The organism is Thermostichus vulcanus str. 'Rupite' (assembly GCF_022848905.1).
Taxonomy (GTDB): domain Bacteria; phylum Cyanobacteriota; class Cyanobacteriia; order Thermostichales; family Thermostichaceae; genus Thermostichus; species Thermostichus vulcanus_A.
In genome coordinates this window covers 1-15667 of record NZ_JAFIRA010000026.1, presented here as the reverse complement: position 1 = coordinate 15667, position 15667 = coordinate 1, and the positions used below count along the sequence as shown (strand labels likewise).

Below are 15667 nucleotides of genomic sequence, written 5' to 3'. Positions count from 1 at the left end.
GCCAGAAGGCTTAGGCTTTTTGGGGTTGGCTGCCATTGGTTCGGGCGTAATCGTCGCTAAACCGAATGATGTCGTCCTCGCCCAAGTACTGACCGTTTTGTACTTCGATGATCACCAGCGGAATGACACCCGGATTTTCTAAGCGATGTTGGGTGCAGGGGGGCACATAGGTGGATTGGTTGGAGGTGATGATTTTTTCTTCGTCTCCACAGGTGACTTTGGCGGTGCCGGCCACAACAATCCAATGTTCGCTGCGGTGGTAGTGCATTTGTAGGCTGAGGCGATGTTTGGGCAACACCACGATTCGCTTGATTTTATAGCCGGGGCCCTCCTCAAGCACGGTAAAGGTGCCCCAGGGTCGACTTTCGGTATTGCTCTCGATCAGCTGGGCCAAAGTCTCGGCAGAGAGGGGAACAGGGAGTTTGTCTGGTGGAGCCAGGTCTGGCTTAGGGGTTTCCAGCATGGAGTTGCCCTCCTCAGGGGTGTGCTTTTAGATTATCCCAGCCCTCCTGGGATCCCCAATAAGACGGTTCCGGTTACATCAGCGGGACAGAATCCTGTGGGATCATGAGAAGGTATCTGGCTTCGGGAAAACGCTATTGTCCTCCATGACTTCACCCCAGTCTGCTGTCTCCTATCCGGTTCACATTCACGATCGCCAACGGGATCGACACTATTTGATTCAGGTGCCCGCCGATCAGTACATTTTGGCCAGCGCAGAAGCCCAAGGGATCCAGCTGCCGTTTGCCTGTCGCAATGGGGCCTGTACCACCTGTGCGGTGCGGGTACGACAGGGATCCCTTTATCAACCAGAAGCAATGGGGATCTCGCGGGAGTTGAAGGAGCAGGGTTATGGGCTGCTGTGTGTGGGCTATGCGCGCTCGGAGCTATGGGTGGAGACCCAGGATGAAGATGAGGTGTATGAGTTGCAATTTGGGCGCTACTTCGGCAAAGGACGGGTCAGACCGGGGCTTCCCCTTGAGGAGGAGTAATGTCCTCCTCTACAGCTGGGGAACCTTCTGCGCTTTCTTCTAGGGGAACTCAAAGGATACCCCCCTTCTGGCAAGAGGGATGGCTCTTGGCGGCGGCGGCCTTGATCCCGGTGAATTTGGCCCCCAGTTTACTGTTGGTGCTGCTCGGCCTCGGTCGCAGCTATGGCCAGTGGGGGTGGGAGGTGTTGCGGGATCCCTTGCATCGGCTGGCTCTGGGGTTGAGCTTGGCAGTGGTGGTGGTGGCCCTGCTGGGGCACGATTGGCGGCTGAGTTTACCGGGCATGTTCAATTACTGGCCCTTTTTGGGGATGCTGCCAGTTTTTGCCCGCGTGCTGGCGGGTGCGGTGAAGCGCAAACGCTTGGCACAAGTGCTGGTGCTGAGCAGCTGGCTGCTGCTGCTGTTGGGTTGGGGGGAGGTTTTGTGGGGTTGGCGGTGGGATCTGTTTTTGGGGCCAATGTGGATCATAGGGGTGGCAGGGGGGGAGCGACCGGCGGCAGCCTTTACCTCAGCCAATATCCTGGCCATCTATCTGGTGATCATCCTCTGCTTGGCAGCAGGTCTGTTGTTGGACAAGGCTCGGGACGGGAAGGGCAACTGGCCAACAGCGGCCTGGCTCTGGAGCACGCTTGGGTTGGGATCCCTGTTGTTAATCTTGACCGCCTCCCGCAATGGCTGGGGAGTGGGGGCTTTGGTGTTGCTGCTGGGGTTGGGGATCCGACGCTGCTGGTGGGGGTTAGGGATCCTCATCGGTTCGGGAATCGCTGCTTTGGCGGCGGCTTTGGATTGGCCCGGTTGGCGAGCCGTTGTGCCACGGTTGCTCTGGAGTCGTTTGGCCGATACCTTCGACCCGCAGGCCACTTATTTCAGTTCCACCGCCAATCGGGTGGATGCCTGGCGTTTTGCGCTGGAAAGGGTGCAAGAACGTCCCCTAACCGGCTGGGGATGGCAGAGCTTCGCCGAGCTGTACAATGCCCAAAATCCACCGGAGCTATTGGGCCATTGTCACAATTGGTATCTGCATCTGGCGGTTGAGGGCGGGATCCCCATCTTGCTGGGCTATCTGCTGCTGTGGGGGTGGATCCTGTGGCGCAGCTGGCGGACATGGAGGCAGACTCAAGAGGGGGTGCTGTTGGGGATCCTCCTGGCGCTAGTTGCTTGGCTGGCCTCTGGGTTGTTGGATGTGGTGATCTTGGATGGTCGGATCCATCTGTTGGTGACCTTACTTTTGGGAGCAGCACTGGGGGCTGGGCAGGAAGGGCGAGGGATAGATCCTGAAAGATCCTGAACATGAGACTACCCAAAAGCCACAGTCGGATCTACCGTGAAGCAGTCTTACTCACTACTACTTCAGCAGGCCAAGGATGACCAGTGCCTCATCCGATCTTTTGGCTCAGAATCGCTATCTCAACGCCTTACACCAGATTGGGTTGGCGCTGCTGGATCGGCGTGAGCTGCCCGAACTGCTGCAGATGATTGTGCAGCAGGCAGCAGATTGACTGGGGGCAGCAAAAGGGTTTCTTTTCCGAGTCAGTGGGACGGATCCGAACGTTATGCGGCTGGAGGTGGGGTTGAATCAAGAAACTCGGGAGCCTCATCCAGATTTGGTGGCCGCAGTGCTGAATCAGGGCAAAACCCTGGGGCTCTCTCCCGCCACCGTACTGATCGATAAGGCCCAAACAGAGCACTTCTTTTCCGCCAGTGCTGCCCCCATTACCGACCTTGCCGGGAATATCTCTGGGGTCGTGGTGACCTTCCGGTCGGATCCCGGCGAGTCCAGAAGATTGCCAGGGGTAGGGATCCGAGTCATGGGGGGCGTTTGAGGTATTCTTTGTCCTAATGCGGATGCGGTCGAGTTCGGGATCCTGAGGCAGTATTAAGGCATCCCCTAACCCTCAGGGATTCTCTCCTGCACCGGAACGTCTATGTTCACCCTATCTGGCTACCGCATCACCGAAAAGCTGTACGAGGGGGCGCAGTCGCTGGTTTATCGCAGCATTCGCCAGTCGGATGGTCTGCCGGTGGTGTTAAAGGTGCTCAAAGAAGCGGATCCTACTCCGGAGCGGGTGGCGTGGTTTCGGCGGGAATATGACCTGCTGCGGCATCTCGATTTGCCAGGGATCGCCAAGGTCTATGGTCTCGAACAAGACCAGCGGCGGCTGTTGATGGTGCTAGAGGATTTTGGTGGGGAATCTTTGGCCCGGTTGGGTTTGGCTGGACACCTTGATCTGGAACAGTTTTTGGAATTGGCACTATCAATTGCCGAGATCTTGGCCGAGATCCATGCCGCACAGGTAATCCATAAAGATCTCAACCCCGCCAATATTCTGCTCAATCCGAACACTGGCGCTGTCAAGATTATTGATTTTGGTATTTCTACCCAGTTATCGCGGGAGATCCTGCCCTTTCAAGATCCCAAAGTGTTGGAGGGAACGCTGCCTTACCTTTCACCGGAACAAACCGGACGGATGAATCGGGCCGTCGATTACCGTAGCGATTTCTACGCTCTCGGGGTGACCTTTTACGAGTTGCTGGCTGGACACCTCCCCTTTGCCAGCCAGGATCCCTTGGAACTGATTCACAGCCACATTGCCCTGTCGCCGCCACCCTTATCTCAGATACGACCGGAGGTGTCGCAACCGGTGGCTGACTTGGTGAACAAGTTGATGGCCAAAAATGCTGAGGATCGGTATCTTTCCGCCGCAGGTTTGGCAGCCGATTTGAGACGATGTCTGGAACAATGGTGCAGCCAGGGTGAAATCAAGCCTTTTCCGTTGGGACAAGCTGAACGACAGGCTCAGTTGGTATTTCCCCAGAAGCTGTATGGACGGGAGAGAGAATACCAAGAGCTATTGGCAGGGTTTGAACGGGCCAGCCAGGGATCCCTGGAGCTGATGTTGGTGGGGGGGTATGCCGGGGTGGGAAAATCCGCCCTCATTCATGAATTGCATCGACCGATCACGGCGCGGCGCGGCTGTTTTGTGGCAGGTAAATACGAGCAATACAAACGGGATATTCCCTACTTTGCCATCGCTCAAGCCTTTGGCGGTTGGTGTGAACAGGTGTTGGTGGCCAGTGATAGCGAGCTACAGGGTTGGCAAGAGCGGCTGGGATCCGCCTTGGGACAGAATGCCCAGGTGCTCATCGATGTGATTCCAGCATTGCAGGTGATTTTGGGATCCCAACCCCCGGTACCCAGTGTTGGATCCCGTGAGGCCCAGAACCGCTTCCATTTTTTGTTTGGGCAATTTTTACGAGCCATCGCCCAACCGCAGCGGCCTTTGGTGGTATTTCTGGATGACTTGCAGTGGGCGGATGCGGCCTCGCTACAGCTGCTCCAAGCCCTGCTGCGGGATCCCGAACTGCGCCACTTGTACCTGATTGGAGCCTACCGAGACAACGAAATTCTTTCGGGAACTGGAGATGCTGTTCATCCGTTGGCCTTGACGATCGAGGGGCTTCGCCACGGTACACTGCACCAGATCCATCTGGATAACCTGAAGCACCAGGATTTGATGGCGTGGTTGGCGGATACCCTCAGCCTTGCAACCGAGCGCTGTGCTTCCTTGGCCACTTTGATCGAGGCCAAAACCCAGGGCAACGCCTTTTTTGCAACAGAATTTTTGAAAACCCTGGCGGCTGAACAGTTGCTCAGGTTTCAGTCCGGGGAATGGGTTTGGGATACAACTCAAATCGCAGCCAAGGGCATCACCGACAATGTGGTGGATCTGATGGCGAGCAAAATTGGCGGGTTGCCAGCGCGTGCTCGTCAAGCCCTACAACTGGCCGCGTGTGTGGGCACCAGCTTTGATCTGCGGTTGCTGGCCAACCTGGCTAGCACTGATTCGGGATCCCCTCTCACTTTGGCGCACCTGTGGGATGATCTGCGCCCTGCATTGCAGGAGGGGTTGGTGTTTCCATTGGATGGTCGGTATCGCCTTTTGGAGACAGCCGCGAGTTACGCCCACGGCACCCTAGCAGGAACGGATCAAGACGATTGGCCCGCATCGCAGCTGGATATCCAGCTGAAATTCCGCCACGACCGCATCCAACAAGCGGCTTATTCGCTGCTCTCAGACGCAGAAAAGGGATCCCAACACTGGCAGATTGGCCAATGGCTGCTGGCTCAAGCAACCCCCACAGAAGAGCACCTGTTTGAATTTGAAATTGTGCCGCAACTGAATGCAGGCAGAACCCAGGTTCAAGAGGATGCCTCCCGCTGGCAACTGATTCAACTGAATCTACAAGCGGGTCAACAGGCCAAACAGAAAAATGCCTATGCCTCTGCCGCTCGTTATTTGCAGGTGGGGCTGGATTTGCTGCCTCCGCAGGCTTGGGAACAGAATCGTGCTTTGGTTTGGGAGCTGCATTTGGCGGCTTTGGAAGTGGGCTACCTGAACACAGACTTTGCTGCAGCTGAGCACTTGGCCAACAGGCTCCTGGCCCATTGTCAGACCCCTCTGGAACAGGCTCGCATTGATGAGATCAAAATCCTCTCTACCATTGCCCAAAACCAGATGGTTGAGGCGTTGGATCTGGGTTTGGCGGCCTTAGAACGGTTAGGGATCCCTTTGCGAGCCGATCCCCCTGTGGTGGAAGCCCCAGAGGAATTGTTGCATTTGCCAGAAATGCAAGATCCCCAGTATTTGGCGGCGATGCGAATTTTGGTGATGTTGCATAGCCCTGCCTATATTGCCCGCCCGCAGGTGTTGGGGCAGTTGGTCTTTACAACGGTGCAATTGTGTTTGGATCAGGGCAACTCCTATCTGGCTCCCTTTGCTTATGCCTACTACGGCCTCTTGTTGTGCGGCATTTTTGAAGACTTGGCTTTGGGATATCGCTTTGGTCAAATCGCTCAAGACCTGCTAGAACGCTTTTCCTTTCCGTCGGACAGTGCAGCACCAGTTCAGCCGCCGCCAGCTCTTCCCACCCCAGGGCGCAGTCCCATTCAATGCAAAGTGGAAGTCTTGCTCAATGCCTGCATCCGCCACTGGCGGGATCCGGCCCCTACCGTCACCCAAGACCTGCAACGGGCGATTACCACCGGTCTAGAAGTGGGGGATTTAGAGTGGGCCACCACCGCTGTTTCCACCTGGCACGCCAACATCACCCTCTGCGGGGAACCGCTGGGATCCATTCGCGGGCACCAAGTGGCCTACAAAGAATTGCTCCACAACCTCAAACAAGACTTTTATGCCAACTACTGCAAAATCTGGGAGCAGTTTGTCCTGAATCTGCACCAACCGGATCCCGACGGGGATCCAGCCCAGCTGCGAGGGGTCGCGTTTGATGAAACCGCAATGGTGCCCTTCTTTCAAGCCACCCAAAACTACACCTCCCTCTACGGCTACCATCTGGCTGCCTGTATGTTGGCTTACCTGTTTCATCGGGAGGAACAAGCGCTAGATCACGCTCAACAGGCTGCCACCTACCAACTCAGCGCCGCCAGTTTGATGATCTCCAGCCAAATCCCCTTTTACGAGGCCCTGGCGCTCTGTCGGTTGCGCCCCCAACAAGCGGAAGATCAGCGGGGGGCCTACCAAGAGCGCTTCCAAACCCATTTGCAGAAGTTGCGTTTCTGGGCCAGTCATGCCCCGACCAATTACCAGCACAAGGTAGATTTGCTCGAGGCGGAATGGGCACGACAACAGGGATCCTTAGAAACGGCAATGCTAGCCTACCGGCGGGCCATTCAAGGGGCGAAGCAAGGGGGCTTTCTCCACGAAGAAGCTTTGGCCTACGAACTGGCGGCAGAATTTTACTTGGAACAGGACTTTGAAGAAATTGCCTACACCTATTTCCGTTTAGCCCACCACACCTATCGCCGTTGGCAAGCTCCCGCGAAAGCTCTGGATTTGGAGCAGCGCTATCCTCTTGCTTTTCTCGAGGGCTCCGATCAGCCTGTCAGCATCACTCGCATTCTGTCTACATCTGGGGGTACTCCCACGTCCCGGCTGGATCTGGCCAGTGTCCTCAAGGCGGCACAAGCCCTCTCCCAAGAGATTGAACTGGATAAGCTGCTGACGACTTTGATGCAAATTCTGATCGAAAATGCCGGGGCACAGCAGGCGGTATTGTTGCTGAATCAAGGTGCGTCAGATCCTGGTGCACAAGGGGAGGAACTGCGGTTGGTGGCTCAAACCCCGGCAGAGTTTTCCGGGATCCCGTTGCCAGAATCGGTGCTCAATTATGTGCAGCGTACCCAAGCCAGTCTGGTTTTAGCGGATGCGGCCAAAGAAGGGGGGTTTGCGACGGATCCCTCCATTCAACACCGGCAGGTGCGTTCCATTCTCTGTGCGCCGTTGCTGAATCAAGGGCAGTTGGTGGGGTTGGTTTATCTGGAAAACAACTTAACGGCGGCGGCCTTTACCCCCGCCCGTCTGGAGGTGGTGCAACTGCTCTCCGGCCAGGCGGCCATCGCCATCAGCAATGCCCAACTGTACGCCGAGGTGAAAGAAAGCCAAAATCACCTAGCCCAGATCCTCGAAGCCATGCCCGTTGGGGTAACCGTTTATGATCCCCAAGGGATCCCCTACTACGCCAATCGTCGTGCCACAGAACTGTTGGGTGGGCCTGTGTTGCAAACGACTGCGGTTGAGGATTTATCTCACCAGTATCAAGTGTACAAAGCCGGTACGACAGAACCCTATCCTGTCCAGGACTTGCCTTTGGTGCGAGCTTTTCAGGGGCAGGCCAGCAGTGTTGAAGATATGGAAATTCATCCGGAGGGGCAAGTGATCCCTCTGGAGTGTTGGGGCTCCCCAATCTACAACCAGCAGGGTCAGGTCATTTACGGGGTTGTGGCCTTTCAAGACATCACCCAGCGCAAGCAGGCGGAACAGTTGATGGCGGAGTACAGCCGCACCCTAGAGGCGCAAGTTCGGGAGCGCACTCAAGCCTTAAGCCAAGCCCTAGAAGAATTGAAGGCAACCCAACAGGAGTTGATCCAATCGGAAAAAATGGCGGCTCTGGGTCAATTGGTGGCCAACATTGCCCATGAGATCAATACACCTCTGGGTGCGATCCGCGCCTCGATTGGTAACATCACCACTGCTCTAGAACGATCTCTGCGGAGTTTGCCCTTGTTGTTTCAGCAGCTTTCTCCAGAGAGGCAAACCGATTTTCTGGCGCTGGTACAAAGTTGTAGCCAAACCTCGATGGCACTCTCTCCCCGCCAAGAACGACAATTGCGCCGTGCTTTAGTAGAAGCCTTGGAAAATATGCAGTTGGGATCCCTCGATTTGCACGCATTGGCCAGTCTGTTGGTGGAAATTGGCATCACCGAACAACCGCAGCGGTGGCAAACCTTGCTCAGGGATCCCTTGCGGGAACACATTTTAGAAACGGCCCGGGATTTAAGCAGCCAAATGCGCAACGGCCACAACATCAGCCTGGCCATCGAACGGGTTTCCAAGATCGTCTTTGCCCTGCGCAGTTACGCCCGGTTCAGCAGTACGGGTGAAAAAAGCAGAGCCGCTCTCACCGAGGGATTGGAGGTGGTGCTCACCACCACAACCTGCTCAAACAGGGGATTGAAGTCATTCGTGACTTCCAGCCTCTGCCGGAGATCCTCTGTTACCCCGACGAGCTAAACCAAGTGTGGACGAACCTGATTCACAATGCCATTCAGGCCATGGAGGGTAAAGGGCAGTTGCAGGTGCGGGCCTATCCGCAGGGATCCGAAGCCGTGGTGGAAATTATCGATTCTGGCCCAGGGATCCCCGCTGAGCTACGGGAACGCATTTTCGAGCCGTTTTTCACCACCAAACCCGCTGGGGAAGGCAGTGGCCTGGGGTTGGATATCGTGCGCCGCATCCTGGACAAGCACCAAGGCCGGATCGAGGTGGAGAGCCAACCGGGTCGCACCTGTTTCCGCATTCTGTTGCCCTTAAGCTAATCGGCCTTTACGCGTGTGCTGCACTCGGGATTTCAGCTCCACTCGTTAAACTAGCTATGTTGAAAGCTCCCCTCAGACAGCTGCCCTTTTTTACGGGATCCCATGCGTCGCCAGCTCAAAACCCTAAACCAAATTCTCGACTATAAACTGGCGGACTTGCGCCTGTTTGGCCGAGCTGAGTTGAAGGGGCCGATTTTGAATGTCCTACTGGAGCGCCTGCCGGGGGATGTGGTAGATACGCTGCAGTTGATGGAGATTATCCGTACCGCTGTCGAAGCCTCGATGTTACAAGACCTCCGCAAAGTCAACGTTTATCTGTGGTGTCGCGGGCAAGAGGCCGATGCACCGGAGTGGAGTGAAAGTTTTGCAGTGGAACCATTGGTGTTGGCCAACTCCGAGGAATCCTCCCGCCGAGCCATGAGCCACCGGCAAGACTATCCCGGCATGCGGGTGCTGTTTTTTTGCCTCGGGATTTGCCTGAGTGGGTTCTACATATTGGGGGGATGGCAGCGGGTGGATTTGATTCCACCGGCAGTAGCGCTGGTTTTCGGCATAGGGTTCCCCTGGCTGAAGCGCTGGCTAGTAGCACGGGTGCACCCCTTGTTTCGGCAGATCGGCTTGGGCATGGGGTTGGTGTTGATGGGGATCCTGGTGGTGCTGATCTGGCGGCAGGGCTGGAGTGTTACCTACGGGATCCTATCTCTGGTGGCAATTCTCCTATGGGGTCTGGGAGCTTGAACAACTCATGGGGATCCATTCAGCCTCTATTCAGCTACTGTACCGCTGAAGACATGTAGGGCAGGCCCGGTCATAAACACATGCTGGGTACTTGGATCCCAGCGAATCTCCAGGTTTCCACCCGGCAGCTCCACCGTGGCTTCGGGTTCGGCCCGTCCCTCCAAAACCGCAGCCACCAGAACCGCACAGGCTCCCGTCCCACAGGCCAGGGTTGCCCCTGCTCCCCGCTCCCAAACCCGCATGCGCAGACAAGTCGGGCTGAGCACTTGTACAAATTCTGTGTTGGTCCGCTCAGGGAAAGCAGGATGATGCTCAAACTGGGGTCCCACCACCGGCAAATCCAGATCTTCTAACGATTCACCGGCTCCCAAGAAAGTCACGCAATGGGGGTTGCCCATACTCACCCCGGTCACCTGCCACTCTCGTCCGGCCACAGAGAGGGGTTTTTGGATCACCTTTTGCTCAGCTTCAGCCAGGGTTGTGGGAATTTGGCCGGCGAGGAGGCGCGGGATCCCCATATCAACAGTGACCTGTCCATCCGCCCGTAACTGCGGCACGATCCGTCCTGCCAAGGTGTGAATTTGGTAAGCACCCTCTCGACCGGGAATCCCCAAACGGTGCAAAAACTGGGCCAAACAACGGATCCCATTGCCGCACATTTCCGGCTCAGAGCCATCGCTGTTGAAGAGACGCATGCTGAAATCCGCCCCCGCTTGCCCCGGCAGTAAAAAAATCACCCCGTCCGCCCCAATGCCAAAGCGGCGATCACAAAGGGCAATGGCCTGTTCGGGGGTTAAACAGGGCTGGGGCTGCTGGCGGTTATCCACCAAAATAAAGTCATTCCCCAACCCTTGATACTTGTGAAATGAAAGGCGGGAGGGGAGGGGCGATGGCAACGGAGCAGACATGCGAACCGGATCCCGAAGCGACAGGCTTTAATCCTCGTGCATCTCGTAGGGATCCTGCAACTCCTTAGAAGGAGGGCCGAAGGCCGTGTAAATGGCAAAGGCGGTGATGCAAATGGTGACAACCGCAATTGCCACGATCAAGGAAAAAGTGGGTTCCATAACAGTGCTTTCGATCCTGAGAGAATCAGACTATAGTATTACACAAGTTTACAATTCCTTGCCGAAGGCAAAAGCGGTTAGCCAGATTCTGGTAGCTTGATCTTTGTAAGCTAGAGCCTGGTTTGCCCTCAGCTGATCCACGCTGGCAATGCGGGGCACTGGGGATCGCCGCCCTCGGTTAGCTGTCTGTACTGGTTGACAAGTGTCCTTTTCCTGACTTACTGCGAGAACCTATGGCCATTCGTACCAAACTGGGCGAGCTGTTGCGCCCCCTCAACTCTGAATACGGTAAAGTTGCTCCCGGCTGGGGAACCACGCCTCTGATGGCGGTTTTCATGGGCCTTTTCACCGTCTTTTTGCTGATTATTCTGCAGATTTACAACAAGTCACTGCTCCTGGAAAATATCAACGTCTCCTGGGAAAGCCTTAGCTTCTGAGCTTCCCATAGCCTGTGCCATTTTAAGTGGGATACAAAAGCCGGTGGCAGGAGGTGGGCTTGACCGACCCATGGCCGGCTTTTTCTGGTGCGTTACCCGCTTCTGACGAGGAGAGCCCTCAAGATTTCTAACCTAGGATGCCGGCTCCAACCGCAACAGGGAGCCATTGGGGGCATCCGTGAGCAGATACAGCAAGCCATCCGGCCCTTGCCGCACATCGCGAATTCGCCCGACGGCTCCCTCCAGAAGACGCTCTTCCGCCACGATCTGATCCCCTTCCAGTTGCAAGCGGGCTAGATGTTGTCCCGCCAGTGCCCCGACAAACAAATTCCCTTGCCATTCTGGAAAGGCTTCGCCCGTGTAAAACGTCATGCCCGAAGGAGCAATGGAGGGGGTCCAGTGCAACAGAGGTGAGGCCAAACCTGGAGCTTCCGACCGTCCTTCCCCTACAGGGCCACCGGTATATTCCCGCCCATGGCTGATCAGCGGCCAACCATAGTTCACCCCTGGAGCAAGGATGTTGATCTCATCGCCACCGCGCGGCCCATGCTCATGGGACCAAATCGCTCCGGTTTCTGGGTGACGAGTGAGGCCCTGAATGTTGCGGTTGCCATAGGTATAAACTTCTGGCAAAGCCCCCGCTTGATTTACAAAAGGATTGTCCGCAGGGATCCCACCCGAGTCGGTGAGGCGCAGCACTTTTCCGGCATGATCCCCCAGATCCTGAGCGCGATCCGGTTCACCTCGATCCCCAGTAGCAATGTAGAGCAAGCCGTCTTCATCGAAGGCAAGCCGTGCCCCGAAGTGTTGCCCTGCCGGCGTCTTCCGCGCCATGTCGAAGATCACTTCCAAATCGTAAAGCCCCTCTAGCCCCAGCCTGGCTCGTGCCACTCGCGTTCCCGCTGCCGTGGATCCCGGCGTCTCTGCTGCCGAGTAAGCCAAGTAAATCCAGCCATTTTCGTCGTACTCAGGATGTAAGACCACATCCAACAAGCCTCCCTGTCCCCGGGCCACCACCTCCGGCACCCCAGCAATCGGTTGCGGATCCAAGCCGTTCGCAGTCACTAGCCGCAGTCGCCCCGGACGTTCGGTCACCAAAATTGAGCCATCCGGCAAAAAGGCCATACCCCAGGGGTGTTCTAGCCCATTGGCCAAAGAAGTCACGCGAAAGGGTTGTTCGGTTCTGGCTCTGGGTAGCGCTTGGGCATGGGTTCCCTGCTGTAAGGTCATTACCGCTTCCGCACTGACGGGATTGGCCCTCACCGGAGCTGGAGCAACCGCCATTCCCAAAACAAAGAGCAGGGTGGGGAGGTGCTTCATGGTTCGGAGCTTGATTTTCATTCGCTGTCCCCTAGCGACATTTACATTCCTTATCAATTATCGCTACTGCCTTTTTCGGTTGAGGTTCCCCTGGCGGCAGAGTTGGTTGCGGGCATGAGTTGTCTTTGACCGGCTGGGTTAGTCTTTAAGGCGGTGTTGATCAGGGATCCCGAACCGATGCTGGAGCCGATTGAGGTCTTTGCCCAATTTCCCGCCCGCCCACCCCGACAGCAAACCTGCGGATCCCTTGAGCAACTACAGGTGCATCCGACTGGGATCCGGTTGATCTGCACCCAGGGAAGTTGGTCAGTCCAAGTCCTCACCCCCCGCCTATTGCGTCTGCGCTTCAGCCCCACCGGAGAACCCTTACCCCGTCGTTCCTGGGATGTAGCCCTTGCCGATGAGGAGTGGCCACCCGTTCCCTTTCAACTAGAAGAAAGCCCAACTCAGGTGCAACTATCTACCGCTCTGGTGCAGGTTTACATCGACCGGGATCCAATTCGGTTCCGCTTTCAAGATCACCAGGGGCAGCCCTTTGCCACCGATATCGAAGGTAACCGCAACCTCAGTTGGGATGCCAAAGGGATCCAACTGCACAAGCACCTCCATCCCCAAGAGCAGATCTACGGCCTGGGGGAGCGGGCCGGCCTGTTAAACAAACGGGGCAGACGCTACAGCCACTGGACGCAGGATTGTTGGAACTACGATGCCCACAGCGACAATCTCTACCAAGCCATTCCCTTTGCCCTCTGCCTTCGTCCCGGCCTCTGTTATGGGCTGTTCCTCCACTGCACCCATTGGAGCCAGTTTGATCTGGGCCAAACAGATCCTGAGCAACTGACCCTCGAAGTGCATGCCCCTGAGCTAGACTACTACCTTCTCTACGGCCCCACCCCCGCTCAAGTCCTGAACACCTATACCCAACTCACTGGCCGCACCCCTCTACCCCCTCTCTGGGCCCTAGGCTATCAGCAATGCCGCTGGAGCTACTCCAGCGCTGCCCAAGTACAAGCCATAGCGCGGCAGTTTCGACAGCGACACATCCCTTGTGATGTCCTTTACTTAGACATCGACTACATGCGCGGCTACCGGGTCTTCACCTGGGATCCCTTGCGGTTTCCGGATCCCAAAGAGTTAATCACACAACTCCATCAAGCAGGATTCCAGGTGGTCACCATTGTGGATCCAGGCGTCAAATTTGACCCAGAAGCCGACTATGCCGTCTTCGATGAGGGGGTAGCCCAAGATTTCTTCATTCGTCGCGCTGATGGCCACCTTTTTCATGGGTACGTCTGGCCCGGGAAAACCCTCTTCCCCGACTTTCTACGCCCGGAAGTACGGCAATGGTGGGGAGACTGGCAAAAGGTGCTCACCCAAGTGGGCGTCGCCGGCATCTGGAACGACATGAATGAACCTGCCCTCAATGATCGGCCCTTTGGAGATGGCGGTCAGATCGTCGATATCCCCCACGATGCCCCCCAGGGATCCCCCTCCGAACCCACCACCCACGCCGAAACCCACAACCTCTATGGCCTGATGATGGCCCGGGCCTGCCGCGAAGGACTGGAACGCCTCAACCCCACTCAACGCCCCTTTGTCCTGACCCGCTCCGGCTATGCCGGGATCCAGCGCTGGTCAGCCGTTTGGACAGGTGATAACCAGTCCTCTTGGGAGCACCTGGAAATGTCTCTCCCCATGCTCTGTAATTTGGGCCTATCGGGCGTGAGCTTTGTCGGGGCTGATATCGGCGGTTTTGGGGGCAATGCCAGCCCAGAACTGTTCGCCCGCTGGATGCAAATGGGAATCCTCTACCCCCTTATGCGCGGCCATACAGCCATGGGTACCCGCCCCCACGAACCCTGGTGCTTTGGCCCAGAAGTCGAAGCCATCTGTCGGCAGGCCATCGAGCTGCGCTACCAATTGCTGCCCTACCTCTACAGCCTGTTTTGGGAATCCAGCCAAACCGGAGCTCCCATTTTGCGGCCTCTGCTCTACGAATTTCCGGATGACCCACAAACCTACGACCTCTCTGACCAAGCCATGCTGGGATCCTGGCTGCTAGCCGCCCCTGTGGTACGCCCGGGCGTCCGGCAACGGGCAGTTTACCTACCGGCAGGTACTTGGTTTGACTGGTGGACCGGCCAGTCTTACCACGGCCCTACTCATATCCTCGCGCCTGCCCCCCTAGCCCACATGCCCCTCTTTGTCAGGGCAGGAGCCATTTTCCCTCTCGCTCCCGTGCAACCCTGTACTGCCAACGCCAACTGGGATCCCTTCACCCTTCGCCTTTACCCCGGTGACGGCAGCTTCACCCTCTACGAAGATGATGGGCGCACCCTCAACTACCAAGCAGGAGACTGGGCAACCACCACCTTCCATCTGCGGCAAACCGAGGCTCAGCTGCTACTGGAGATTACCCCCCGCCAGGGCAACTGGATCCCTGCCAACCGTACTTGGGTCATTGAACCCTTGGGCTATGCCCCTCTCTCCTTCAGAGATGACGGACAAAGGCATCAACTCAGCTTTTCCCCAGTCTGAACCCCCCATTGCTCTACACAATTTCCTTCAAGGCCTCTAACAGCTCTTGATTGTCCCGCTTAAATACCGGCAACCACTCTACATGCTGATACCGCAGGATCCCTTGGCTATCTATCACAAAGTAAGCCCGGCGAGTTCCCAGTAGGCTATCCACCCCATACTGCCGACTGACCACCCTATCCACATCGCTCAGCAGCGGAAACTCCAGCTTCAACTGTTCAGCAAACTCTTGGTGTTTCGAGATTGGGTCGCTGCTGATCCCCAAGATCTCACACCCCGCTGCCCGAAACGCTCCCCAATCTTCCCGAAAACAACTCATCTCACTCGTACACACCGGGGAGAAGTCTGCCGGGTAAAAAGCCAGTAACACCTTGCTCTTGCCGCGATAGGCTCCCAGCGAAATTTGGGATCCCTTCGGGATCCCTTTCCCCACCGCAGGCAGGCTGAAGTCAGGGGCAGCAGCACCAATTGCGATCGCCATAAGGCCGTCCGACTCACGCTAAAGTACCTCCCACAGTCTAACGGGAGAGGATCCGGATCCCTTCTTTGTCTAAAAAAACCTCTTCCAGGGGGTTGACAGGGCATGGTTATGGGGCATAGGCTAGTAAAGCGCCAATGAGGCAGATGGCCCCGGGCGTTCCCAGAACCTTGACAATCAGTACAGTCAACCATCATGGAGC

General features: G+C 56.6%; 14 protein-coding genes. 9 read left to right on the top strand and 5 right to left on the bottom strand.

Features of this window, described 5'->3' with window-relative positions; all coding sequences use genetic code 11:
• Positions 1-10 precede the first annotated feature (10 nt).
• The gene (locus tag JX360_RS10525) at positions 11-463 is read right to left on the bottom strand and encodes a phosphomannose isomerase type II C-terminal cupin domain (protein WP_244350620.1); all 453 of its coding nucleotides are present in this window, start codon (positions 461-463) and stop codon (positions 11-13) included.
• Positions 464-608: 145 nt separating this feature from the next.
• Between JX360_RS10525 and JX360_RS10520 the strand changes: the two genes are divergently transcribed.
• The 7 genes from JX360_RS10520 (at position 609) to JX360_RS10495 (ending at position 9625) form a co-directional block, all read left to right on the top strand.
• On the top strand, positions 609-992 hold the full coding sequence (locus JX360_RS10520) for a 2Fe-2S iron-sulfur cluster-binding protein (protein WP_244350654.1): 384 nt from the start codon (positions 609-611) through the stop codon (positions 990-992).
• Entirely contained in the window at positions 992-2278 is a 1287-nt protein-coding gene (locus tag JX360_RS10515) for an O-antigen ligase family protein (protein WP_244350619.1), read from the top strand. The genes JX360_RS10520 and JX360_RS10515 overlap by 1 nt, the downstream gene beginning before the upstream one ends.
• Before the next feature lie 76 nt (positions 2279-2354).
• Positions 2355-2489 (top strand): hypothetical protein, encoded by a 135-nt coding sequence (locus JX360_RS17595; protein ID WP_279611420.1) that lies wholly within the window; start codon positions 2355-2357, stop codon positions 2487-2489.
• Positions 2490-2543: 54 nt separating this feature from the next.
• Positions 2544-2813, top strand: coding sequence for a hypothetical protein (locus tag JX360_RS10510; protein WP_244350618.1), 270 nt, complete (start codon positions 2544-2546; stop codon positions 2811-2813).
• 102 nt (positions 2814-2915) lie between these two features.
• Complete coding sequence (locus tag JX360_RS10505) at positions 2916-8582, top strand: ATP-binding sensor histidine kinase (protein WP_244350617.1); 5667 nt, start codon at positions 2916-2918, stop codon at positions 8580-8582.
• Between the two features lie 5 nt (positions 8583-8587).
• Positions 8588-8887 carry a sensor histidine kinase gene (locus tag JX360_RS10500; protein ID WP_244350616.1) on the top strand — a complete coding sequence of 100 codons (300 nt, stop codon included), beginning with the start codon at positions 8588-8590 and terminating at the stop codon, positions 8885-8887.
• Positions 8888-8989: 102 nt separating this feature from the next.
• Positions 8990-9625 (top strand): hypothetical protein, encoded by a 636-nt coding sequence (locus tag JX360_RS10495; protein WP_244350615.1) that lies wholly within the window; start codon positions 8990-8992, stop codon positions 9623-9625.
• Positions 9626-9651: 26 nt separating this feature from the next.
• Here JX360_RS10495 and dapF read toward each other — a convergent pair whose 3' ends face one another.
• Both dapF and psbN read right to left on the bottom strand, forming a co-directional pair.
• Entirely contained in the window at positions 9652-10533 is an 882-nt protein-coding gene (dapF, locus tag JX360_RS10490; RefSeq protein WP_244350614.1) for a diaminopimelate epimerase, read from the bottom strand.
• Positions 10534-10560: 27 nt separating this feature from the next.
• Complete coding sequence (gene psbN, locus JX360_RS10485) at positions 10561-10692, bottom strand: photosystem II reaction center protein PsbN (RefSeq protein WP_244350613.1); 132 nt, start codon at positions 10690-10692, stop codon at positions 10561-10563.
• Between the two features lie 233 nt (positions 10693-10925).
• Between psbN and psbH the strand changes: the two genes are divergently transcribed.
• Entirely contained in the window at positions 10926-11129 is a 204-nt protein-coding gene (gene psbH / locus JX360_RS10480; protein ID WP_244350612.1) for a photosystem II reaction center phosphoprotein PsbH, read from the top strand.
• Positions 11130-11261: 132 nt separating this feature from the next.
• Here psbH and JX360_RS10475 read toward each other — a convergent pair whose 3' ends face one another.
• Entirely contained in the window at positions 11262-12470 is a 1209-nt protein-coding gene (locus JX360_RS10475; protein WP_244350611.1) for a PQQ-dependent sugar dehydrogenase, read from the bottom strand.
• A 156-nt stretch (positions 12471-12626) separates the two neighbouring features.
• Between JX360_RS10475 and JX360_RS10470 the strand changes: the two genes are divergently transcribed.
• On the top strand, positions 12627-14987 hold the full coding sequence (locus tag JX360_RS10470) for a glycoside hydrolase family 31 protein (RefSeq protein WP_244350610.1): 2361 nt from the start codon (positions 12627-12629) through the stop codon (positions 14985-14987).
• 13 nt (positions 14988-15000) lie between these two features.
• On the opposite strand, the gene JX360_RS10465 is transcribed toward JX360_RS10470, so the two are convergent.
• On the bottom strand, positions 15001-15468 hold the full coding sequence (locus JX360_RS10465) for a peroxiredoxin family protein (protein ID WP_244350609.1): 468 nt from the start codon (positions 15466-15468) through the stop codon (positions 15001-15003).
• Positions 15469-15667: the final 199 nt, after the last annotated feature.